General features: G+C 46.7%; 21 protein-coding genes and 3 tRNA genes. 6 read left to right on the forward strand and 18 right to left on the reverse strand.

Annotation, left to right across the window (positions count from 1 at the left end):
- Nucleotides 1-191 precede the first annotated feature (191 nt).
- Together AC55FS_RS17065 and AC55FS_RS17070 are read left to right on the forward strand one after the other, a co-directional pair.
- On the forward strand, nucleotides 192-1,415 hold the full coding sequence (locus AC55FS_RS17065; RefSeq protein WP_496933479.1) for an ISL3 family transposase: 1,224 nt from the start codon (nucleotides 192-194) through the stop codon (nucleotides 1,413-1,415).
- Nucleotides 1,416-1,528: 113 nt separating this feature from the next.
- Nucleotides 1,529-1,858 (forward strand): phage integrase N-terminal SAM-like domain-containing protein, encoded by a 330-nt coding sequence (locus AC55FS_RS17070; RefSeq protein WP_496935986.1) that lies wholly within the window; start codon nucleotides 1,529-1,531, stop codon nucleotides 1,856-1,858.
- 601 nt (nucleotides 1,859-2,459) lie between these two features.
- On the opposite strand, the gene AC55FS_RS17075 is transcribed toward AC55FS_RS17070, so the two are convergent.
- The 6 genes from AC55FS_RS17075 to alaS all read right to left on the reverse strand — a co-directional run bounded on the left by AC55FS_RS17075 (nucleotide 2,460) and on the right by alaS (nucleotide 7,411).
- Nucleotides 2,460-2,536 (reverse strand) — tRNA-Arg (locus AC55FS_RS17075).
- Between the two features lie 37 nt (nucleotides 2,537-2,573).
- Nucleotides 2,574-2,650: transfer RNA gene (locus tag AC55FS_RS17080), tRNA-Arg, on the reverse strand.
- A gap of 92 nt (nucleotides 2,651-2,742) precedes the next feature.
- A tRNA-Ser gene (locus AC55FS_RS17085) sits at nucleotides 2,743-2,833 on the reverse strand.
- A 133-nt stretch (nucleotides 2,834-2,966) separates the two neighbouring features.
- Complete coding sequence (gene csrA / locus AC55FS_RS17090; protein ID WP_496933480.1) at nucleotides 2,967-3,161, reverse strand: carbon storage regulator CsrA; 195 nt, start codon at nucleotides 3,159-3,161, stop codon at nucleotides 2,967-2,969.
- A gap of 180 nt (nucleotides 3,162-3,341) precedes the next feature.
- Nucleotides 3,342-4,574 (reverse strand): aspartate kinase, encoded by a 1,233-nt coding sequence (locus AC55FS_RS17095; protein ID WP_496933482.1) that lies wholly within the window; start codon nucleotides 4,572-4,574, stop codon nucleotides 3,342-3,344.
- A gap of 209 nt (nucleotides 4,575-4,783) precedes the next feature.
- Nucleotides 4,784-7,411, reverse strand: a complete 2,628-nt coding sequence (gene alaS, locus AC55FS_RS17100; RefSeq protein ID WP_496933484.1) for an alanine--tRNA ligase — start codon at nucleotides 7,409-7,411, stop codon at nucleotides 4,784-4,786.
- A 291-nt stretch (nucleotides 7,412-7,702) separates the two neighbouring features.
- Here alaS and AC55FS_RS17105 point away from each other — a divergent pair, with 291 nt between their 5' ends.
- The 4 genes from AC55FS_RS17105 to AC55FS_RS17120 all read left to right on the forward strand — a co-directional run bounded on the left by AC55FS_RS17105 (nucleotide 7,703) and on the right by AC55FS_RS17120 (nucleotide 10,234).
- Nucleotides 7,703-7,906 (forward strand): YgaP family membrane protein, encoded by a 204-nt coding sequence (locus AC55FS_RS17105; protein WP_496933485.1) that lies wholly within the window; start codon nucleotides 7,703-7,705, stop codon nucleotides 7,904-7,906.
- Nucleotides 7,907-8,111: 205 nt separating this feature from the next.
- Nucleotides 8,112-9,059: a hypothetical protein gene (locus AC55FS_RS17110; protein ID WP_496933486.1), complete on the forward strand. Its 948-nt coding sequence runs from the start codon at nucleotides 8,112-8,114 to the stop codon at nucleotides 9,057-9,059.
- A 2-nt stretch (nucleotides 9,060-9,061) separates the two neighbouring features.
- The gene (locus AC55FS_RS17115; protein ID WP_496933487.1) at nucleotides 9,062-9,304 is read left to right on the forward strand and encodes a hypothetical protein; all 243 of its coding nucleotides are present in this window, start codon (nucleotides 9,062-9,064) and stop codon (nucleotides 9,302-9,304) included.
- 18 nt (nucleotides 9,305-9,322) lie between these two features.
- Entirely contained in the window at nucleotides 9,323-10,234 is a 912-nt protein-coding gene (locus tag AC55FS_RS17120; protein WP_496933488.1) for an alpha/beta fold hydrolase, read from the forward strand.
- A gap of 59 nt (nucleotides 10,235-10,293) precedes the next feature.
- Here the strand turns inward: AC55FS_RS17120 and AC55FS_RS17125 are convergent, their stop codons facing one another.
- From AC55FS_RS17125 to cpaB, 12 genes are read right to left on the reverse strand one after another with little or no spacing between them, the layout of a single operon-like run.
- On the reverse strand, nucleotides 10,294-12,825 hold the full coding sequence (locus tag AC55FS_RS17125) for a fibronectin type III domain-containing protein (RefSeq protein ID WP_496933490.1): 2,532 nt from the start codon (nucleotides 12,823-12,825) through the stop codon (nucleotides 10,294-10,296).
- A gap of 27 nt (nucleotides 12,826-12,852) precedes the next feature.
- Nucleotides 12,853-14,238, reverse strand: coding sequence for a YfaP family protein (locus tag AC55FS_RS17130; protein ID WP_496933491.1), 1,386 nt, complete (start codon nucleotides 14,236-14,238; stop codon nucleotides 12,853-12,855).
- Complete coding sequence (locus tag AC55FS_RS17135) at nucleotides 14,239-15,033, reverse strand: hypothetical protein (protein ID WP_496933492.1); 795 nt, start codon at nucleotides 15,031-15,033, stop codon at nucleotides 14,239-14,241. It lies immediately after the preceding gene.
- Between the two features lie 47 nt (nucleotides 15,034-15,080).
- On the reverse strand, nucleotides 15,081-15,707 hold the full coding sequence (locus AC55FS_RS17140) for a TadE family protein (RefSeq protein ID WP_496933494.1): 627 nt from the start codon (nucleotides 15,705-15,707) through the stop codon (nucleotides 15,081-15,083).
- Nucleotides 15,708-15,754: 47 nt separating this feature from the next.
- A complete protein-coding gene (locus AC55FS_RS17145) occupies nucleotides 15,755-16,222 on the reverse strand; it encodes a tetratricopeptide repeat protein (protein ID WP_496933495.1) in 468 nt (155 codons plus the stop codon).
- Nucleotides 16,215-16,562, reverse strand: a complete 348-nt coding sequence (locus AC55FS_RS17150; RefSeq protein ID WP_496933497.1) for a DUF192 domain-containing protein — start codon at nucleotides 16,560-16,562, stop codon at nucleotides 16,215-16,217. The genes AC55FS_RS17145 and AC55FS_RS17150 overlap by 8 nt, the downstream gene beginning before the upstream one ends.
- Complete coding sequence (locus AC55FS_RS17155) at nucleotides 16,562-17,113, reverse strand: hypothetical protein (protein WP_496933498.1); 552 nt, start codon at nucleotides 17,111-17,113, stop codon at nucleotides 16,562-16,564. The genes AC55FS_RS17150 and AC55FS_RS17155 overlap by 1 nt, the downstream gene beginning before the upstream one ends.
- A gap of 11 nt (nucleotides 17,114-17,124) precedes the next feature.
- Entirely contained in the window at nucleotides 17,125-18,039 is a 915-nt protein-coding gene (locus AC55FS_RS17160) for a type II secretion system F family protein (RefSeq protein ID WP_496933499.1), read from the reverse strand.
- Entirely contained in the window at nucleotides 18,032-18,883 is an 852-nt protein-coding gene (locus AC55FS_RS17165) for a type II secretion system F family protein (RefSeq protein ID WP_496933501.1), read from the reverse strand. The genes AC55FS_RS17160 and AC55FS_RS17165 overlap by 8 nt, the downstream gene beginning before the upstream one ends.
- A complete protein-coding gene (locus AC55FS_RS17170; protein ID WP_496933502.1) occupies nucleotides 18,876-20,648 on the reverse strand; it encodes a TadA family conjugal transfer-associated ATPase in 1,773 nt (590 codons plus the stop codon). Before AC55FS_RS17170 ends, AC55FS_RS17165 begins: the two co-directional genes overlap by 8 nt.
- A 2-nt stretch (nucleotides 20,649-20,650) precedes the next feature.
- Nucleotides 20,651-21,772 (reverse strand): type II and III secretion system protein family protein, encoded by a 1,122-nt coding sequence (locus tag AC55FS_RS17175; RefSeq protein ID WP_496933504.1) that lies wholly within the window; start codon nucleotides 21,770-21,772, stop codon nucleotides 20,651-20,653.
- A 2-nt stretch (nucleotides 21,773-21,774) separates the two neighbouring features.
- Nucleotides 21,775-22,578, reverse strand: a complete 804-nt coding sequence (gene cpaB, locus AC55FS_RS17180; RefSeq protein ID WP_496933505.1) for a Flp pilus assembly protein CpaB — start codon at nucleotides 22,576-22,578, stop codon at nucleotides 21,775-21,777.
- Nucleotides 22,579-22,668: the final 90 nt, after the last annotated feature.

The following is a 22,668-nucleotide window of genomic DNA, read 5'->3' on the forward strand; positions in this document are numbered from 1 at the left end:
GTTCTGGCGCTCTAAGACTAACTCACTGATTTCTCGGGCGTTTAAGCTACCACCCCAGGGAAATACAGGCAAGTTAGCCAAGAATGTGTGCCAACATACTCTCCAATATCCAGATATATTGTGTATTTAGGGCTCTTCACCATCTTTGGTGGTCCAGATACACTGATCCTTCACTGGAAGGGTATCTATGGATGGATCAGCTCACTCTGTACAATCGAATTTTGGAGTTATCTCCACCTTGGCACGCAACCTCTGTTGATCTGAAAGACGATGAATCGGAAGTTGTTGTAACGGTTGCATTTGATCAAACACAGGGGGTGGCCTGTCCTGTATGTGGCAATCAATGCACACTGTATGACCAGCGATCACGTCGTTGGCGACATCTCGACACATGTCAATATAAAACCATCATCGAAGCTTCAGTCCCTCGCGTGAACTGCCCTGAACATGGTGTGTTAACGATTCAGGTACCCTGGGCTGATGGCAGCTCACACCACTCAATCAAGTTCGAGAATGAAGTGTTAAAGTGGGCGCAGGAAGTATCGATTCTAGCTATTACCCGGCGATTCAAGACAAGCTGGTCGGTAGTCGATCGAATCATACAAAAAGCAATAAAAAGAGGTTTAAGTCGGCGCTGGGAAGTGGATTGCACCCATCTGTCTGTCGACGAGACCTGTATTGGAAAAGGACGCGATTTTATTACCATTCTTTCAAATCGTAATGGTCAAGTGATCGCTATATCTGACGGTCGTAGTGGAAGCAGTTTATTGAACTGCCTGAGCACAATTCCAATTCAATGCTTGCAAAAGACGCGGACGATCTCGATGGATATGAGCTCAGCATACATCGAAGCCACCAAGCGATTTTTTGGAAGTAAAGCCAATAAAATGATTTCAATCGATCACTTTCATGTATCCAAAGTACTCACCACTGCCGTTTCAAGCACCCGACTTTCTGAGCTTAAAGAGCAACCGTCTCTAGATAAACTTCACTCTCACAAAACACGCTACCTGTGGCTAAGGAGTCGGCACAACCTCAAAGTGCAACAAAGCAATGAGCTTAATCTACAACAGACTTCTATGACGAAAACAGCTTACGTATGGATGCTAAAAGAAAAGGCTCGTGATATTTGGACGGGCATTGAGCCTTCAAACCGTCGCAGCTGGACACAATGGCTCTACTTAGCCAAAAGCAGCGGTATTAAAGCGCTGGAATTAGCCGCAGAGACCATAAAAGCTCACCTGAAAGGTATTCTTACTGCAATGAAGCATCAGTCATCCAATGCTCGTGCTGAAGCTGTCAACAAAAATGTTAAGAACCTTGCGAGACTGGCCCATGGCTTCAGAAATCGAGACAGGTACAAGTCGCTGATTATGTTCAGATACGGACAGCTCGATATGTCTATGGCCCACTAGGTACAGTGAAGAGCCGTATTTAGCCAGCATATCTTTGCATTCAGGTGAGCGCGATGGTCAAGAGCTAGTTCATCCAAAACATTCGTCACTACATTCGGCTTCGAGACTACAGCATTCGCACGGAGCTTACCTACCTGTACTGGATTCAATTCTATATCCGCTTTCAGCGCTTGCAGCATCCACCAGAGCTTAGCGCACCGCATGTTATGCAGTTTCCTAGCTACCTGGAGAATCAGCGTAATCTTTCTGCCAACACACAGCGCGTCGCACTCAATTTTCTCGCCTTTTTTTGGACAACAAGCTTCTCGGCCAGCCACTGGGAGAATTGGGCTTTACCTTCGCAAGCCGCCAGTATCAGCAATGTCTGCGCCTGCAAGGCTGAAATGACAACAGTGAGTTTGCCGGCTAATTCAAGAAATAAGATCCCTCCAAAAGAGCAGTAGCACTTCATAAACTCTCGGTTTCGCGATATCAATCGCACGCGCCTAGCAGGCCGCCTGCGTTGACAATGACTGTGCCTGCAGGGGCTGCCAGGACGGCAGCACCAGCCAACATCCTGCCGGGATGCAGGCTGTTGGCGTTGCGGCGATCACAGCATTGATAACGAAGGATGAACGGCCTGCGCAGCGCAAAGCAGGGAGTTCGCCCGCCCGGCGTGAGGGATAAGGTCCCTCAAGGAGGGCATAGGGAGTAGCCAGATTTATAAACGTACGTAGAGTATCGAAAAGGTTCGAAGCAATCAGGGAAAAGGTGGCGTACAGGCCTAGACGCTCTCAGAGGAAACCTGCACTGCTAGATTAAAAACACTGAAAAACTCGGGAGGGTGGTTTGCCCTGCGGGCCGTCGTCGCATGCTCCGACGCTCTCTGCGCTCGTACATAGCGATGAGTCCTGCCGTCAGCCCTGCGGGCGCTCACGCGGACTCAATGGCTCCCGGCCATTGATCGAGCCTAAGAAGATGCGAATCTCCGTCGCGCCAACGGCAGCTCACGAAAAATAACTTTAGATTTGGAAATCAATCGCTTCGGAAGAAGCATAGAAAAGATGGCGCGCTCGGGAGGATTCGAACCTCCGACCGCCTGGTTCGTAGCCAGGTACTCTATCCAGCTGAGCTACGAGCGCGCATCAGATTGTCACGATGTAAATTCCTAGAGGAAAATGGCGCGCTCGGGAGGATTCGAACCTCCGACCGCCTGGTTCGTAGCCAGGTACTCTATCCAGCTGAGCTACGAGCGCGCATCATCGTGGGGCGCGTATTATAGAGACATTAACAAGGCTGTCAACATTCTATTTTTACGCTTCTCGCTGTGAAACACAGCAAAGAAAAGTGGCGGAGAGAGAGGGATTCGAACCCTCGATAGGGTATAAACCTATACGCCCTTAGCAGGGGCGCGCCTTCAGCCACTCGGCCATCTCTCCAAGACACGGCGCGCATAGTACCATGTTTTTAGGATTTGCCAAGAGAAAATTTTAAAGAAATTAAGTGGTTAGCTGAGATTGGCAGGAATTGGCCCGCAGCCAGGGAGGTGCTGCGGGCGATAAGAGATGAGGATCAGTAGTTGCCGCTTGGCTCATCACCCTCTTTTTCGCGCTGTATGCGCTGATAGATCTCTTCACGGTGAACCGCCACTTCTTTTGGTGCATTGACACCAATGCGAACCTGGTTTCCTTTTACGCCCAGTACGGTGACGGTCACTTCGTCGCCGACCATCAGGGTTTCGCCGACGCGACGGGTTAAAATAAGCATATGTCTACTCCTGACATTTAGATGTGTTTCTAGGGTGCTGTTGGCTAGTGCCGTTCCCAGAGTATCAGCTTCAGTATTGACCAGTGCGGCCAGTTTTAAAGCGATGTCCTGTGCACTCTGAGAACGTTTGGTTATTAAAACCCGGCCTTCGCTGGCCAGGCTTTAATAAGACTTCGGATATCAGGCCGTTTCTTCTTCTGCATCCAAACCAAATGCGGTGTGCAGAGCACGAACGGCCAGCTCCAGATACTTCTCTTCGATGACCACTGAGATTTTGATCTCGGAGGTGGTAATCGCAAGGATGTTGATGTTCTCGTCGGCCAGGCTTTTGAACATTTTGCTGGCAACACCTGCATGGGAACGCATGCCCACGCCCACCATAGACACCTTACAGATGTCGTCGGTTCCGGTGACTTCACGCGCTTCCAGCTCTGTGGCGGTATCACGCAGAATATCCAACGCTTTTTGATAGTCGTTGCGGTGTACGGTAAAGGTGAAGTCCGTCGTGCCATCTGCCGATACGTTCTGAATGATCATATCCACTTCGATATTGGCATCGCTTACCGGAACCAGAATTTTCGACGCCACGCCCGGAATATCAGGCACGCCTTTAATGGTGACTTTGGCTTCGTCGCGGTTAAACGCAATACCAGAGATAACAGGGTTTTCCACGGAGCTGTTCTCCTCCATCGTAATCAAGGTGCCGTCACCGTCCTTAAAGCTGGACAGCACACGGAGCGGTACTTTGTATTTGCCAGCAAATTCCACCGAGCGAATTTGCAGCACTTTTGACCCTAGGCTGGCCATTTCCAGCATTTCTTCAAAGGTCACTTTTTCCATACGGCGGGCGGCCGGTACCACACGAGGATCGGTGGTATAAACACCATCAACGTCGGTATAGATCTGACATTCATCCGCACCTAACGCCGCCGCCAGCGCCACACCTGTGGTGTCAGAGCCGCCACGGCCCAAGGTGGTGATGTTATTGCCGTCATCAATGCCCTGGAAGCCAGCCACCACCACTACGCCACCGGCGTCTAATTGGGCGCGCATGGAGCGGGTATCAATATCTTCAATACGGGCTTTCATATGCGAGCTGTCGGTTTTAATACCCACCTGCCAGCCGGTAAACGAACGGGCGTTAATGCCACGTTTTTGCAGTGCCATGGCCAGCAGTGCAATGGTCACCTGCTCGCCGGTAGACACTAATACATCCATTTCGCGCGGTGTTGGATGCTCGGAAATATCATGCGCTAGACCGATCAGACGATTGGTCTCGCCACTCATGGCTGAAACCGCCACCACGATTTGATGACCCTGATCGTGAAAAGATTTTACCTTGTCGGCAACGTGCTCAATGCGCTCAATACTGCCCACTGATGTGCCGCCAAACTTCTGTACATAAAGCGCCATACTGCTGCCATGCCATTCGACGGTGAAAAAAGGTCGCTAATTAAACAACAAATGGCGCTAGCAAGGAAGGATGGGCGCCCAGTCGTGGCCTGACTTGTTGGCGTTAAAGGCAGGCTGTTGGCACATTGGCATCGAGTTGATAACAATATTAAAAAGAAAAAGGCGGGCCAGCAAAGCTGACACCGCCTTTTTTAGCCGAGAACCTTTGCTTAAAAGGTCTCGTTAGCCCATTGCTCAAAGGCTGCCAGGGCATCGGCAATGCCTTCTGGTTTTTGACCACCCGCCTGGGCCATTTCTGGCTTACCGCCACCACGGCCATCCACCAGTGGAGCACAGGCTTTCACCGCATCACCGGCTTTGCCTTTGCCAATCAGGTCTTTGGTCACGCCCGCCAGCAAGGTCACTTTGCCGTCGCTATTGGCGGCCAACATAATCGCTGCACTGCCCAGTTTGTTTTTCAACTGATCCATGGTGTTACGTAATGCCGGTACGTCGGCACCGTCCAGCTCTGCTGCCAGCACCTTCACGCCGTTCACATCTTTGGCTTGGCCGGCCAAATCAGAACCCGCGCTGGAAGCCAGCTTGGCTTTCAGGGTTTCTAGCTCTTTTTCCAGCTGGCGCGTACGGCCGAGCAATTGACTCACTTTTTCAGCGGCATTGTCGCGGCTGCCTTTCAGCTGGCCAGCAATACTCGACAAAGCGGCTTCTTCAGTCGCAATAAAGTCGAGTGCGTGTTGGCCCACCACGGCTTCGATACGACGAATACCTGCCGCAATACCGCTTTCTGCACTGATTTTTAGCACACCTATATCGCCGGTACGCTGTGCATGGGTACCACCACACAGCTCAACGGAGAAGTTATCCTTACCCATCGACAAGACGCGCACTTCGTCATCGTACTTTTCACCAAACAGGGCCATAGCACCGGACGCCATAGCATCGTCGATGTTCATGAGACGAGTGCTCACCTCAGTATTGGCACGAATCTGGGCGTTAACCAAGTCTTCGATCTGGCGCAGCTCATCGCTGCTAACAGCCTCAAGGTGAGAAAAGTCGAAACGCAGTTTGTCGTAGGTCACCAGCGAGCCTTTTTGCGCCACATGCTCACCCAATACCTTGCGTAAAGCAGCGTGCAATAAATGGGTGGCGGAATGATGCAAGGCGGTCGATTGGCGTTTATCGGCATCGACACAGGCCGTTAAGGTGTCGCCCAAAGCTACGCTGCCTTCGACCAGTACACCTTGGTGCAAATGGTTTTTGCCATCTTTGCGGGTGTCTTTAACTTGGAATACCACACCGTCGGCTTTTAGGAAGCCGCTATCGCCCGCCTGACCACCGCTTTCGGCGTAAAAGGCGGTTTCGTCCAACACCAAGAGGGCTTCGTCGCCTGCGCTCAAATCGTCAACGGCAGCGCCATCTTTAAACAGCGCTTTGACCTGGCCCTGGTTTTCCAGCTGGCTGTAGCCCAGGAACTGGGTTTCGCCATCGATGGTCAGACCCTTGCTCGCCGCTGCGCCAAAGTTACTGGCACCACGAGCGGTTTCGCGCTGTTTTTCCATGGCGGCGTTAAAGCCGTCTTCGTCGACTTTTAGCTCTTTTTCACGCGCTACGTCGGCGGTCAAATCGAGTGGGAAGCCATAGGTATCGTACAACTTAAAGGCGGTTTCACCAGGAATGGTATCGCCATCCAGCTCAGCAATGGCTTCGTTCAAGATGGCCATGCCACGGTCGAGGGTTTTTGCAAATTGCTCTTCTTCCAGGCGCAGGACTTTTTGCACATGCTCCTGCAAATTGGCCAGCTCTGGGTAGGCGTCACCCATTTGCGCAACCAGCGCCGGCACCAGCTTATGGAAAAAGCCCAATGGCGCGCCCAGCATATGACCATGGCGAATAGCGCGGCGAATAATACGACGCAGAACATAACCACGGCCTTCATTGGATGGTAATACGCCATCAATGATCAAAAAACCGGTGGAGCGAATATGGTCGGCAATGACTCGCAGCGATTTATTTTCGCTGTCTTTGCAGCCGGTCAGCTCGCCAGCGGCAGCCAACAGCGCTTGAAACATATCGATTTCATAGTTGCTGTGCACGCCTTGCATAATGGCGGCAATACGCTCTAGACCCATACCGGTATCAACCGAAGGCTTAGGCAGCAGTTTCATTTCGCCGTCGGCTTGGCGGTCGAACTGCATGAAAACGATATTCCAGATTTCAATAAAGCGATCGCCGTCTTCTTCGGCAGAACCCGGAGGGCCGCCCCAGATGTGCTCGCCGTGGTCGTAGAAAATTTCGCTGCACGGGCCACACGGGCCGGTATCGCCCATTTGCCAGAAGTTATCCGACGCGTAACGACTACCCTTGTTATCGCCGATGCGAATAATTTTTTCGGCTGGCAGACCAATCTTGTCGTGCCACAGGTTGTAGGCTTCGTCGTCGGCGGCGTAGACGGTCACCAGCAGCTTTTCGACTGGCAGATTGAGCCACTGCTCTGAGGTTAAGCACTCCCAGGCGAACTTAATGGCGTCTTCTTTGAAGTAGTCACCAAAGCTGAAGTTACCCAGCATTTCAAAGAAGGTATGGTGGCGTGCGGTGTAACCGACGTTTTCCAAATCGTTGTGCTTACCACCGGCACGCACACAGCGCTGTGAGCTGGTGGCGCGAGTGTAGCTGCGCTGGTCGGCGCCGAGAAATACGTCTTTAAACTGCACCATGCCAGCATTGGTGAACAGCAAAGTCGGGTCATTTCCTGGAACCAGGGGACTGGAGGCCACGACTTCATGCCCTTTGGAGGCAAAGAAGTCGAGAAACTTCTGACGTATCTCTGAGCTTTTCATAGCGGTTGCACTATCACTGATTAAAACAAAGGGCGCAGTATAGCGGTTTGTGACGCGAAGTCCGACCCTTTCGCAAGGCTCGCTGGGCATAAGGTAAGCGCCAAGCCATCGCTTAGCCGATGACTATCAAGATTCTCAACCGGTTCCTGTCGCCGATGCCTGTTACCGCCATCCGCATAACCACTTTAACCGTTAAATAACAACAGCTAGATCTAGACACAGGGCCGAAATATAACTACATTGGAATTTAAGAATGTATTGCGGGTTTTATCAATCATTGAGGTGGGTCTTATGAATATTGATCGCTGGGTACTGGCCATCGCTGGCAGCTTTATTTTGCTCAGCTTGGCGCTATCGCAACTGCATAGCCCCTATTGGCTTTTATTCACTGGGTTTGTTGGCGCTAACCTAGTGCAAGCTTCAATCACTCGGTTTTGTCCGTTAGCCATAGTATTAAAGAAACTGGGCATCCCTTTAGGCAACGCCTTTCAATAGCGCAGCTGGCCAGATTTCACCTCGGCGTCAGCAGCGCTCTGGGTATACTGCCAGCCACGCAATGACACCGAGACACATGATGCTTAGCTGTCTTTACTGGCGAGTAGCACCCTGCTACCACAGAACCGTGAGTCGAAACGGCCAGGCTCACGTAAACCGCTCACGGTTATGGCGACGTAACACGCTAGCCACGTGGTTTATAAGCATGGCATTCAGCGCACAAGCCGAGCCAACTCAGGGCTGGCAGCCCTATCCAGATTCTCTAGCCACATTCGATTACTCCGGCCAGCGCCTGCAGCACTATTGGCCACAGCTCACCAAAGCCAGTGCGATTGCCTTTCCGTCAGCAACAGCGATAGATGCCTTATTGCAGACCTACCCCAAACTCAATCAGCGCATGCTGGCTTTGGCCAGTGAACCGGGGGCCCATCCCGCTCTGGCTGCCCTAAGCCGGCAACATACAAAGCCGTTAGCGGAGGCCATGCAACAGGTGTGGCGCTTGCACTTTGCTGGCCAATTCCAGGCAGCGTATGAGCTGGGCATACAACTTGGGCCGGTCGGTACGATACCGGCGCTGTATTCACGCTTAATGTACTTAACGCTGCTCGAGAGCAATACCGATGCCAAGCTGGCTGGGTTTCGCCAGGTAAGTGAGCATTCACGCCAGCTACTGCCGCTGGCCCCTGAGCACAGGTTCGCCCGCTTTGGCTTAGCCTACGCCCAGGCGCGAACACTAGAACTGCTCAGCACCAGCGAGGCTGCTTCATCCGGGTTATTGGATGACAGCCGCGAGCGCTTGTTGCAACTGCAAAAAGAAGCGCCCACCTCGCCACTTTACCCGGCCACATTAGGCGGCTTGCATGCCGGAATTGTTGAGCGGGTGGGCTCCTTTGTAGGACGCATTACCTATGGTTCAACCGACCGTCGTGCAATCGAGGCATTTGAGCAGGCGCTCACGTTAGAATCGTCATTGCCGGTTATTTATTACGAATTTGTCCGCGGCTTACAGCGCTTGGACGACAGCGATTTAGTCCCGCGCATGCAGCAGCTGCTCGAGCAGTGCCTGCAGCTGGAAGTATTCAGCGCTGAAGAAGCACTAAATCAGCAAAACTGTCAGACTATGGCCCAGAGCTTTAACACTGTGGAGAATTAATCGTGTTTACACTCGGGTTTGACGGTAGCGTCGCCATACCAGCGATATTAATCGCATTGGTATTGGCTGCCATTGTGTGGATGGTACGCCTGGCGGTAGGACCCTTTGGCCATGTGAAGTGGCTATTTATGCACCAAAGCTATCTTGGCTGGCCGCACTGGCTGCGATTGACCTTACAAGGCTTAGCCTTGGTCATTATGCTGCTAGCGCTGGCCACACTATTGGGGCTGGTGCAATTTCGCTAACCACCATAAGGATTTGCCATGACCAGCGCAGAGCAAACGGCCACGCCGCTCAAACAGCCAGCAGTTGAGCCTGCAAGCATTCAGCCAATGGGCCGCCCAGGGCGACGGTTAGAAACTCGCTGTTATGGCAACACGGATGCGCCTTTAGTGATTTTATTGCACGGTTTTCCTGAATGCTGGGCGACCTGGCGTCAGCAAATAGAACCCTTGGTCGCCGCTGGCTATCGAGTGCTGGTACCCAATATGATTGGCTATGGCCACTCAGATAAACCCAAACGCATTGCCGATTACCGTATGGATCTTATCTGCGACGATATTCGCGCTGTAATGCGTGATGCCGGCCATAGTCAGTGCCATTTGGTCGGTCATGATTGGGGCGGAGCCATAGCTTGGTGGTTTGGCATTCATTACAGCGATGAATTACTCAGCTTAAGCATTTTAAACGCACCGCATCCACGGGCGTTTTTATCACAACTGCGCCGCTCACCTCGTCAGCTGTTAAAAAGCTGGTATATCTTTTTTTTCCAACTGCCCTGGCTGCCCGAATGGATTATTCGCGCGGGTAACTATCGCATGCTGGCCAATGCGATAAAAAATACCTCCACCCCTGGTGCTTATCAACCGCAAGACTGGCAGCAGTTGAACGAACATTGGCGTATTCCCGGCGCCCTAACCGCTTGCTTAAATTATTATCGCGCTATGCTGCGCCATCGCCCAAAAATCTCCGGCAAAGCTATGGTAACAGCGCCTACGCAAATACTGTGGGGGGAAAAAGACCTGGCATTAACATTGGTTATGGCGACAGAAAGCCACAAACGCTGTGAACAAGGTCAACTGATCACCTACCCAGATGCTACTCACTGGTTGGCACATGATAAACCAGATGAAATCACAGAAAAGTTGCTGCAATGGTTTGAACACAACCAGTAATAAAAAAGGCGCTAAGCGCCTTTTAAAAACAATGCCAGCTAACACTGGCACTGCTATTGCTACTGCCCAGACAAGGTACTACCACCATTAATATGGGATCGATGTGTACGACGATTCACATTATTTGGAGGCGTTGGGTCAGGATTCTTCGAAATGTTCACTTCAGCCCGACAGCCACAAACATTGATCTGATCCATTAATAAATCTTGTCCTAGCCTGGTACCCATATTCAACGTGAAGCTGTCTTTGCGAACGCAATCATCGCCTTTAAAGGTCCAACTGACCTCTGCGTCTAACATATTGTGGATATCTGAATAATAACCATTCAATGCGAATTGAATATCCGAACCGTTATAGTCCTGTGAAGAACCAATCGCGTTGACTTCATTAGTCAGTTCCGTATTCAAATCAAGAGCAGTGTCAACAGCATATTCATCCTGAACGGCACACTTCATCTGCAATCGGTATACACCTTGTTCATTGGTATTTTCACAAACGGTGTCACTGAACTCGGATAAGTTACCATCGGAGTCGGCTGCAATGACGTAAACACAGTACTCTGTCGCCGCCTGCAGCTTATCGACAACCGCATCTAACTTTGGTGTAACCGCCAATAGTTGATCTGATTGAAGATCGTTTACATCTTTATCGGTATCTAAATACAAGAAGTAACTAATTTTGCTGCCTAGGTTATCAGAAGAGGCCCCCCATGAAACTTTCACGGCGGTACTGGTAACTAGATCAAACTTCACTGGCCCAGGCTTAGAGGGTGCTACATCATCTGGTGCTTTCCCAGTGGTAGTACACTTAGCTTGACTCTCTTTAGTAACAAAATCGTCGGTAGTACGTGCTTTAACGTAGTAACAGTAACGGGTACTCCCTTGTAAGCCTGTATCGGTGAATACCAAGCTATTACCATTGGCCACGCTTGTAGGGATAAGCACGCCATCACGATATACTTCATAGTGTTTGATGGTTTCATGAGTAACCGGAGCCTTCCATGAAAGGCGAACACTATTATAAGTCTTGCCCTCGACAATCAGGTCACTAGGTTGTTTGGGGATCGATGGAAGACAACCCTGCCCAATCACCTTCTTATAGAAAACTTTATACTTATTAACAAGGGTTAGTTCTTTTGAGCTAAATTCGCCAAACATGTGTAGATCTGCCTCAAGTTTACTGGTGACTTTCCCACCGTAAGTTCCTAAAACATTAAAACACTCGGGTGTTCCGTCATTTGGAGAAAGCACCAAACCGGCAGACGCCGTTCCTTTAACGTACAAGCCCGCCTTCACCTCGGGGCCAGCCAAACCCAGGACTTTTAGGTCTATCGTTCCGCCTAATAGTGCTTGCGCTTCACCCCCGTAGTCAGCGGTTATATGGGGAGTGAGAGAAATACCATCAAAAGATCCTATGCCGTTAAACCCTGTTGTCTCCAAATAGTGAACACCCATCCTAAAGTTAAGCTGGGTATTAACGGCAGCCATCAGCTTAGCACCTGATTTATAGGTAAGTTCAATAACTGGTTTTGCTTCCATTAGGAAGGGAACCAAACCAACCATAAAAGGTCGGCGAAGAGTAGGCATTCGTGACTTAAATGGTTCGAGCTTTTGAGGGTCGTCAGGACGCGCTGGGATTTCTAGGCCAATCTCAGGGTCAATTTTTGCGGCATATGTGTAAGCCACCTTAAACTCTTCAACTGAACCCCAACCGATGTTGATAGCATAATCAGGGGTAACCTCAAGTTTAGTTACCACCTTAAACTTAAACCCAGGCTCGCTCTTTACATCGTCATCTTTATCTTTTGGATATTCAAAAAATGCATCATCGAGAATAACAGTGGTGAGCCCTAAGCCACTCGATCCCGAGTCTGTATCGGTATCGGAACTTCTGGCACGATATCTAACGGGAATCGTGACCGACTGTTTAGACTCGCTAAACAAGGTTCCCGCGCCATAAACCTCAAAAATTCTTGCAATCCGATAAGACACTACAATAGCGGATCCAGGTTGAGTTTCTATATTAGTGATTCTCCCAGCGAAACCTTCGTCATATTGAGAAAGAAGTACTGTGCCGATAGGAAGCGAAGAAATCTCAGTAGCCGTCGGAGAAAATATTAAATAATCATCTTCTTTAACTAACATCTTATCCACGGTTTGCTTTGGCATAACAAAAACGTCTGAGCGTAGTTGAGCAGGCTCAATCGTTTTAAAACTTGGTTCAACCAAAGTGTCTTCAGATGCCGTCACAGTACAAACATTCCCAACTACTTTATCGCATCCCTTCCAATCATACAGTTCCCAGCCTGCTTCCGGCTCGGCGGTGAGAGAAATTTTTTGCTGATTTAAAACCACATGCTGGCAAAGTGCTTGATCACATGATATTGAACTATCTGAATTGGAAATAAGCCCTTTACCGAACCGACTAATAGACAGCATTACCTTATCCGGCTTAACTTCATTAGCTTTATCTACCGAAGACTGATCGTTATTGCCGCTATCGGAGCTACCACACCCAGCTAACAGAGCAAAAGAAAATACAAGCAACCCTGATAAGCATCGACGAGTTGATCTAACTATTAAATTATCCATACAAACCTCAAAATATTCCATCTCAGCTTATTGGTTCATTTCTTGGACAGATACCAGACAGCGCCCATGGGTATCCTGATAAACGGTAGCAACAAAGAGGTTAATAGGGTCACTAGAGCCGGAATCTCCACGCGACTCCGTCAATGTCACTCTTCTACTGTACATTTGACGATCCGAGCCAAACTGAGTGAAAACCTTAAGAGTCACTTCCTCGGGCTGATCCCCTTCAAAGTAGTTAACACCTGCGATATAGGGCCCAATACGCAGATTATCAGCATCAACAAAGTAATTCTCAGGTCCGTACTGGTTTACGTCGTCAACATCAAGATTACCGACATCACCATTCGGAAATAGGTAATAAACATTATTTCCACTTGGCTCTCTCACGTGAAGGTCAACATCTGGTTGATCCCCCCAAGACAAAGCAAAGCGTAACGACCCTGTACCGGCAATGGCTTCAGGAAACTCAAGCGAAGACATCACATCAATGACTGCACCGTTAATCATCTCTTTGCTCTTGAGACCTGTTCGATAATAGTCAGTAATAAAGTGATGAAATGATGATGTACGATCGTCATTCAATAAACCAAGATCATTTTCAACGTTTCCGGGTAGGACTGAAGAATAGGACGAAAAAGCTGAAACGACCCTGTCATCATTTGCCGTGATGTGCTTTCCCTTTGGAGGGTTACTAGAAGCAAGGCTCCCAACCGCCACGGCACTAATAGAGCCAACCATAGATGGATTTCTGACTTTTATATCTTCTATCGCTTGATTGGAGAAAAGAGCCGCCTGACCATGAGCGAGAACCACTACTCGACTACCTGAGATAAGATCAGCTTCAAACTGCTCAACATACTCATTGCGACTATTATTGAACTCTGATACAGCTTGACTAGCATGAGCAACATAGGTACGCCTAAAGGAATCAAGAGCTGTATTGGTTAGAGAATTAACATCAAAACTAGCGTCAACCGGCTGAGTTATCTCAATCAACCGCCTTATCTCTTCATTACTTAGATTGTTCTCTATAGTGGAGGTAAGCTGTTGCGCAAGGACGCTAGCATCCGCATCAGTATCTACTCCTCCTTGCTCAATAATCTTCTGTAGCACTGCTTCTGCGGTATCTGAAAACCCCATAACCGAAGCATTATGGTTATAAGCAACGTGATATTCTACTACATGACTCGTCGATAACTCTGTAAGGCTTGTATTCAATTCTGAACGAACATTATTTAGGTATGATAAAGCTTGTTCCGGAGAGGTGCGCAAACCGTTAGCGAAGTAAAGCTTTGATATATTATCAACAGACGGTCCCTTATCAACTGAACAGAAAAAGTTTGAACCAGTCTGGTCGTCAGAAAAGGCGACAGAAGAGTAGATTGCCAAAACACATAAAACGTACCTATTCATCTAAAAGCCCTCCATGATGCAATCTGATTCGCTAACCGACATTAATTCAATGGTAAATCCGTTTATAGAAGCAAGAAAACTCTCTCGGCTTTCTATTCTCTCCGGTGTATTTAAGGTTAACATTTCAACAAGGCTATTGTTAAAGCTAAAGCTGTCAGAAAAGTTCTCTCGCATCGACTCGTAGCATGAAACAAATCGACTGCTTTGCTGTAGCGATTTCTGCCCATCAACGCTACTAGAAGTACTAGCCATCAAACTGGCTTGATATGCAGAAGCACCAAGCAACATCACAGAGAACTTTCGAGCATCATCACCAAAGTAACTATGGAGTTTACGCTCAACATCATCTCTCACATTATTAGCATTACTATCTACTCCCAGTACCGTTGCATTTGCTTGCACGCCTGGATCAGGTGGAAGTGAATAGCTACTTGCATTTTTAACCAGAACAGAGTGAGATATTACTTTTTTGTCTTTATAGCTTCTAGCCGTAACGCTAACATCAACTATCTCATCCGCCAAAATCTGGCCAAGCTCAAGAGTCAAAGTTGAAGACGTATCTCCAGAGATAGAAACAATCGAGTCACTGTTTGACACTCGCCATTGATAGCTCACTTCACCATCAGTACTTTGTTCACTCGTAGTTGCCTTCATAGTTACAATACTGCCTTCCTCTACTACATCGGGGGCTTGCAGTTCCATCGTAATACTTTCAACATCACCTGAGTTACTACTTGAGTCATTGCAACCCACAAGAACAGAAGCAACCGAGGCTAATATAATGTATTTAAACATAATCATCTTCCTGACTTCTTTATATGTTTCATATAGTTACCTTTAATTTATTGAAAATCAGACAAAGAAACATTATTGCCATTTTCACGTGCAGGGGTTTGCATACGAACCGTTGCTATAGATTTCAGCGGAACTCGCCCAAGTAGATAATATCGAGCCTGACTTGGATCTAAGGCGGCTAAAGTAGCCGTTATAATATGCCCAACGAGCGGCACATCTAATCGATATGCATAAGTAACTTGGATACGTAATAGGTTAGCGTCGTGTATAGAAACCTTACTTATAGAATCAACAGTTCGTGGCTTAAACTGCAAATAGGTATTCGGAATCTCCACAATTCCTTCTCCATTATCGACACCATAAGTCGCAAAAGCTTCCTTAGTTGGATTCAAAACCGTGATTCTAGTGTATCTAGGGTCGAAGGCCTCTGCCATGCCTCTTAGAATAGATACATGCGCTTTATTCGCGGAACCATCACCGCCAAACAAAGGTGCTATACGTTTACCAAGCTCCCTACGCATGGGGCCCAAATTTGCATGATTTACCGCTCCTTTTCTTGCAGCTTCAAACGTTGCATATGATACAATATTGTTTGCTTGATAAAGCAATGCTAACTGCATCGCACCAAGGCCAAGCAACAAAAGAAACGGAGCAATGATGACGAATTCGGTCATTGCAACACCAGACGACCATTTCTTGCCCCCAGAACAATTCATAACAGTCAATCCGTAGCAGTTTCTTTAACCGGTGAAGAAATATACTGAGTCACTTCTTTAAGCTTTAGAAGAACAGTCCCGTATGCATCATCACTTTTACGCATTGATTTTTTAGCCATATTTAAACTTCTCTCAGCTTTCATCATATGCGCAAGAGCAAGGTTATAATGAGTTTTGGAATGCCTCGAATTCCACTTTATTGACTCTTCATAGCTATATATTGCACCATCCAAGTTCCCCTGCCGAAGTTGCGTATTACCAAGACGAAACCAGGTATAGTGGTCACGTGGAACCTGAGTGACAATTCTTTGATACCATTTCTCCGCTTCCAACCACCTCCCATGGGAATAGGCCTGATCAGCATTATCCATCCACTCAAATGTCTCAGAGGAAGATGCACCAATAGTACTGCATGCACTTAAAAAAGTAGCAATCATTATAATCAATTGGATTTTTAGGTACTGACTACGCAACTCTAACCTCCTCTTTCAATACATCACCAACTTTGATACCAAATAAATCAGCGGAACCAGCAAGCAGCTCAAGAACTTTGCTTGAACTGCGATATCTCCTTACCCGATTAGGAGGAACGGAATAAAACACCTTCACAACGCAGCCTTCTTTACTCAAGAAAACAACATCGATTGAATACTTCATTCCAATTGTATGGACCTGATTGCATGGACTAATAAGCATCCCATGATCGGCAGCTAAAACCGGCCGAAATAGTAATCCTCGCAATCTTAAGAAGAAGCTGTCTGAAACCACAACAGCTAGCTTTCGTCCTCCAACATCGATGAAATGTGACGTCACTATTCTTCTTCCTCGTCATCCTCACTCACATCAATTGCCTCAAATGTAGACATAGCTGATGCAGCACCTGCAGTTGCTTCCAGCTGAACTTTAAATGGACAGCTTAGAAATGCACGTACAATTAACGATATTGTCCCAGAATACTTATCAGTCCGGGTTCGATAGAAACCTGCACCAACTCCAGATACGAGCTCTTCAGGATCTGCATGAAAGTCGCCATTAGCATCATCATAAAGCTCCATAACCCGCATATAATTAGGTGATAGAGCTTCCGTCCCACTCAAACTTATCACTACATTTGCTTTATCGACGGCCCGATCTTGGGAGTCCGTTAGAGAAATTTTCACAGGAAAGTCGACATACTGTTCTGGCAACACGACGCATTTCTCTTCGCCTGTATCCGGAATGGTTACATCATTTGGTATTATCTCCCATTCCCGAGATTCCGGACTGATACTAATTTCTGCACCAGGTGGAACTTGATTATCGTCAGCACCGCAGCCACTCAGTAGTACGCCAATAAAAAAAATGTATAAAATCCCATCACGCATGATCAACTCCTTCATGGATTCGTGTACGCCCATAACAGTGGCTCAAATGTTATAATGCCTTCAGATATTGCCTTGCTAAGAATAACAAAACCAATGACTATAAATGTTGTTGGAAAAATGCAGCTTATCAATGGACCAAGCAATTTAACCGGTGCTTCCATTGCCATTTTTTCAGCCTTCATAAATCGACTAGTCCTTAACTGATCTGACTGAGCCCGAAGAACAGATCCTAAACTAGCACCAGTTTTTTCTGCCTGAATCATGCTTGATACAACTTGACTCAATCCTTCAGTCGAAACGCGATCAGCGAGATCACGAAGCGCATCAGAACGACGTTTACCAGCCCTCATATCACGTAAGACTCTACCTAATTCGTTCCTTAAAGGACCATCAGGTGCTTTCTGTACAGCCTGATGAATACCATTAGTAAGATTTGTACCTGATTCAACTGCAAGAGTGATAACGTCAAGAAAGAAAGGCAACTCCTTAAAGATTTCTTTGTTTCTCTTATCCATAGTCTCTTTCAGCCAGATTTCTGGGTACATAAAGCCTAAAAGAAACCCTAAACAGAAAAATAAATAACCGTCTTTCTCTAACATCGACTGAAGGAGCAAGGCTGCCAACGAAAAGAATGTCGCAGAAATGAATTTTCCGGCAAAGAACTGCTCAGGACCAACTGAGAACTCAACCCCAGCTCTACGGAGCCTCAATACCGTCTTCATTAAGTAGTTTTGACTTAAAAAACCACCAAAGTAATGTGCAATGACGTTAACCAGTGGCCATACTAACCGAAAACCGCTTGGCGGCCGATCGAGAAAAGATCTGTCTTCATCGGGAAGTCCAGATACTATCTTGTAGATAGACCAACTAACGCCAAATACGAATACGCCGATAACAATCGCTACTAGGCTGACCATATCAAACATCTATCGATACAATTTTTTTAATCATAACTGCTCCTATCAGCTCAAGAACGATAATCGCCGATAAGAACCCCCAACCAAGAATACTGGAAAATAATGGTTCCATTGCTTCAGGCTCCATTTCCATAAGAGCCAACATGATGGCAAATGGAAGAAGTCCAACAACCACACCTTGTAACTTTCCTTGAGATGTCAGCGCATCAATCTTTAATTCCATCTCGATCTTTTGGCGAAGCATCATCGAAAGCCTTTCAAGGCTTTCAGCTAGATTCCCCCCTACATCCTTAGCAATAAGGGCAGCTGTAACTACTAAATCCACATCCTCACTATCAATTCTTTCGGCGAGGTTGTGAAGAGCATCCTGCTGAGAGATCCCCATCTTTTGCTCTTTTAGAAGAAGACTAAACTCTTGAGCAATGGGGCCCTTAGTTTCTGATACCATAATTTCTATTGCATTAGTGAAGGTCGACCCAGAACGCATGCTGCCTGCTATTTGGGCAAGGCTATCAGGAAGCCCAAGAGCAATTGATTTCCTTCGCTTTTTTTCCATTAGTTTAACAAGAATCTTGGGGGCAACTAATGCAGAAACAAACGTTACAGTGACATAGAATGCTGACTCCGTTGCCAATCCTACCACTAGCGGAGCAATAACGATGAAGATCACATTAGATACAAAGACTTTTTGTGTATCCAAAAACAGGAACATTGAGTCGAGCCGACTTTGAGCCTGATCAGTGAACTTATCTTGATAATTCTTCCAGCCAATAAGAACGTAACGGGAAGAGAACCATACAGCGATAAATATCGCAAAGAATACCGCAACTAGCGCAAGATATATATCAGTCATACTGCACTTCCGCTTTCTTAAATATTGATAAGTCCAGTTTTACCCCTGAACTTCCAAGCTCTTCATAAAAACTCGGTATAAAGCCAGTCGGTTCGAAATCACCTCTGACTCTTCCATCGTCACCATAACCTTTACGGTTATAAATGAATATGTCTTGTAGCTGTATGGTTCCACTTTCGACACCCACCACCTCACTAACTCGACTTATCTTTCGAGTACCGCAGGGATACCTGGTCTGCTGAACAATTAAATCAACCGCAGAAGCAATCTGCTCTCGAATAGCACTGGTTGGAAGATTCATACCAGACATCAGAACCATCACTTCTAACCGAGACAACATATCCCTTGGAGAGTTAGCGTGAGCGGTAGTGAGAGATCCATCATGGCCGGTGTTCATCGCCTGAAGCATATCCAATGCCTCACCACCACGGCATTCTCCCACCACGATTCTATCAGGGCGCATGCGGAGCGAGTTTTTAACCAGATCTCGAATAGGAATTGCTCCCTTGCCTTCAAGGTTTGGTGGCTTTGCCTCAAGCGCAACCAAGTTTGGCTGATTAAGCTTAAGCTCAGCTGCATCCTCAATGGTTACAATTCGTTCATTATCAGGGATATTATTTGACAAAACGTTCAATAATGTTGTTTTACCCGATCCTGTACCACCGGACACAATGATATTCTTCTTATAATGGACGCAAAGCTCAAGGAACTTGACCATATCTTCACTGACTGAACCGAATTTATACAAGTCTCTAAATGTGAGCCTTTTCTTGGAGAATTTACGAATGGTTAACGATGGTCCTTTAAGAGCCAACGGAGGTATTACGGCATTGACGCGCGAACCATCTTTTAACCTCGCATCAACCATTGGGCTAGACTCATCGATACGTCTACCAATAGGAGTAATAATTCGTTCGATCACCGAGAGAACAGCACCAGGGCTACTGAAGCTATATTTACTCTTAGTTAAACGACCACTTTTCTCGATAAATACTTCATCATGACTATTAACCATGATCTCGGAAATCGAATCATCTGCAAGAAACTTCTCTAACGGACCTAATCCTACTGCTTCATTTAGTACCGTCTGCTTTAACTGCTCAATATCTAATTCGTCAGGTAATGTTTTCCGTATTTTCTCAATGATGTCACTGACGAGCGCATCCGTTTCGGTTCGCAGCTCGACATCTGTCATTTTATGGACTTCTTTTCTACGAAGATCCATCTGCTTTAGCAGTCTTTCGTGAACTAACGCCCCCCAGCGATGGATATCGTCGTCCTGCTCTGATTCTTCGGAAATAATTTCTTCATTCTTCTCAGTTTCGGCCTGAGCCGGTCGCACTTCGTCCTGTACACGAGAATCCTCATTCGCAGGCTCAAAACCTGTAGCCTTAGACCCCGACGACTCTTTGGCTTCAACAGTTTCTTCACGAGAATAATAAGAGCTAGTTGATACCGAGGAATTAGCTGTGCTATCAGCACGAATCCAGATGCGGATGTCGCCAACAATGACTTCATCATCATCCGTAATCGTAACAGGTGCCGATATCTTACTGCTGTTTACCCAGGTTCCTGTGCGACTTCCATTGTCTTTAACTACGCAACCGACTTCAGGTTCAAAACTAATTGTTGCGTGATTTTTAGAAACACGCATAGATTTAATATAGAAGTCAGATTTTTTATCGCGCCCGATTTCTAGAACCCTGCCATAAAAATCAAGACTTTTTTTACGCCCATCCTTCTCTTGGTAAATCACGTTAAACATAGTTACTCCATGATTCCAAGTTCTGAATTTACGTACTCAATATGGGAGTTCCCTCGCTCATATAATCTCTTATCATTTTCGCTGAATTTCGCGTCTCGAGTATTTACCAGCTCCGGAGTAACAAAAACGATAAGCTCGGATTTCTTGTTAATGTAACTATCCGACCTAAATAGGTAACCGATAACAGGAATATCCTTAAGAAATGGGATACCCTCCTGATCATTACTACTCTCAGCACTTAGCAGGCCCGCAATTACAATTGTTTGACCAGATAGTACGTTCATTTCTGTTGCCGCCCTTCTGGTTAGAATTCCTGGAGCACCAAGAACAGTAACAGACGCATCTATCTGGCTGATTTCTGTGGCTATCTTGGTATAAATTTTGCCACTATCATCGGCAATAGGCGACACATCGAGCTTTATTCCATAGTCCTTAAATTCCACTGAAGTCTGGCCATTACTTCCCGTCACTGGATAAGGTATTTCACCACCAGCAAGAAAGCTGGCTTGACCACCATTCACACAACTCAATGTTGGTTCTGCCAACGTAGTTGCATCACCACTTGATGCTAGAATATTGATTTTTGACTGTATTGAAGTAGCTAAACCGAAGTGCGTAGCAAAAGGTCCGGTATTTAACGGTAAAACTTCAGTAATGCCACTATCTCCCGGAGATCGAAAGATACCATTACTGGCAAAGTCTCCAACAGCACTATAAGCAGGGCCGTTTATTGACTCTGACCAATCAATTCCTAGCTTATCCGTTGAGCTCTTCCTAACCTCGATCATACGAACTTTTATTCGAACAATATCTTCAAGCTTCAGACGTCTCTTTGGGTCGTTTTCAGAAATACGAATATTAAAGTTTCTCTGCTGCCCATCCTTTGACCAAACCCTTAAGGATGTACTGCCAACATCTTGAGCAATCAATATCAACTCGCCTGAGTCCTTTGGCTCAACTTTTAAGAGTTTCCCTCGACCTAAGGCAATCCGCTCAACGTTGATTGCATTAAATACTCGGACTTCACCAACGAACATATCAAGATATTCTGTGGTATTAGGCTGCGCAACCGCTTGGGTTGAAACAAGAAAAAATACAGCAAACGATAATAAACGATACAACACAGTCAAATACCACCAACAATAAATTCAATACCTGGGCCTTGATCAACCACCACTTCCTCCTGAACTGGAAGTAACTCAGAAAAATCCAATGGTGCAGATGACATTTCAATTTCATCCTCTGGATTTCTCAGGACCGCTGTTAACTTTCCTCGCTCCTGCGCCAGGGTTATTCGCTTAGCATCCGCTGGATTTACATGAACAGTAATGGTGCTAAATCTTGATACAGCTTCTGGGTTGTTACTATCAACAACTGTCTGTGATCCAGTAGCCAATACGTGGAGATTCTGCATAAATGGATAAGTTTTTGTTCCATCTGAATCACTGTAAGTCAGGAGTAGATCAACATTATCTTTTGGACGCAGAAAACCTGATATTGAGTTTATTTCATCGACCCTCATGGTCATAGCACGCTTGCCGTCATCAATTCGCCCTGAAAACGTTTTTGAAGCACCACCATCCAGGTGTGCCCACAACAATGGCTTGCCTTGATCGACATTAAAAGTAACCTTTTGCCCTAAAGCAGTCTTATAATTATTAGGGCTTACAGAATTAGAATCCACGTAGTCAGCAGGAAACTCTCTCACCGCCAAATCAGTTGCAGAAATAATCTCTCCCTTCATCAGATTTCTTGATGGTACTACAACAGAAGACATCACCTCCGTTTTTTCCATCGAAGCCTTAAAGCTGTTTATCTCTTGATCAATTATCCTCTTACTCATATAAACGCCCAAAACCCCGAGCGCAATAGAAATAACAAGAACAAAGAAATATTTCAGGGATGGCCCATTTTTTTGAACCAGTTTCATACATCTACCCTTATGGAAGTGAAATCAAGTAAGCAGTGCTATTAGAGTAATCTTTAATAGACTCAATTAAGTATCCAGCTAACGACTGAC

This window comes from Bacterioplanes sp. CLAM21 (genome assembly GCF_059641015.1).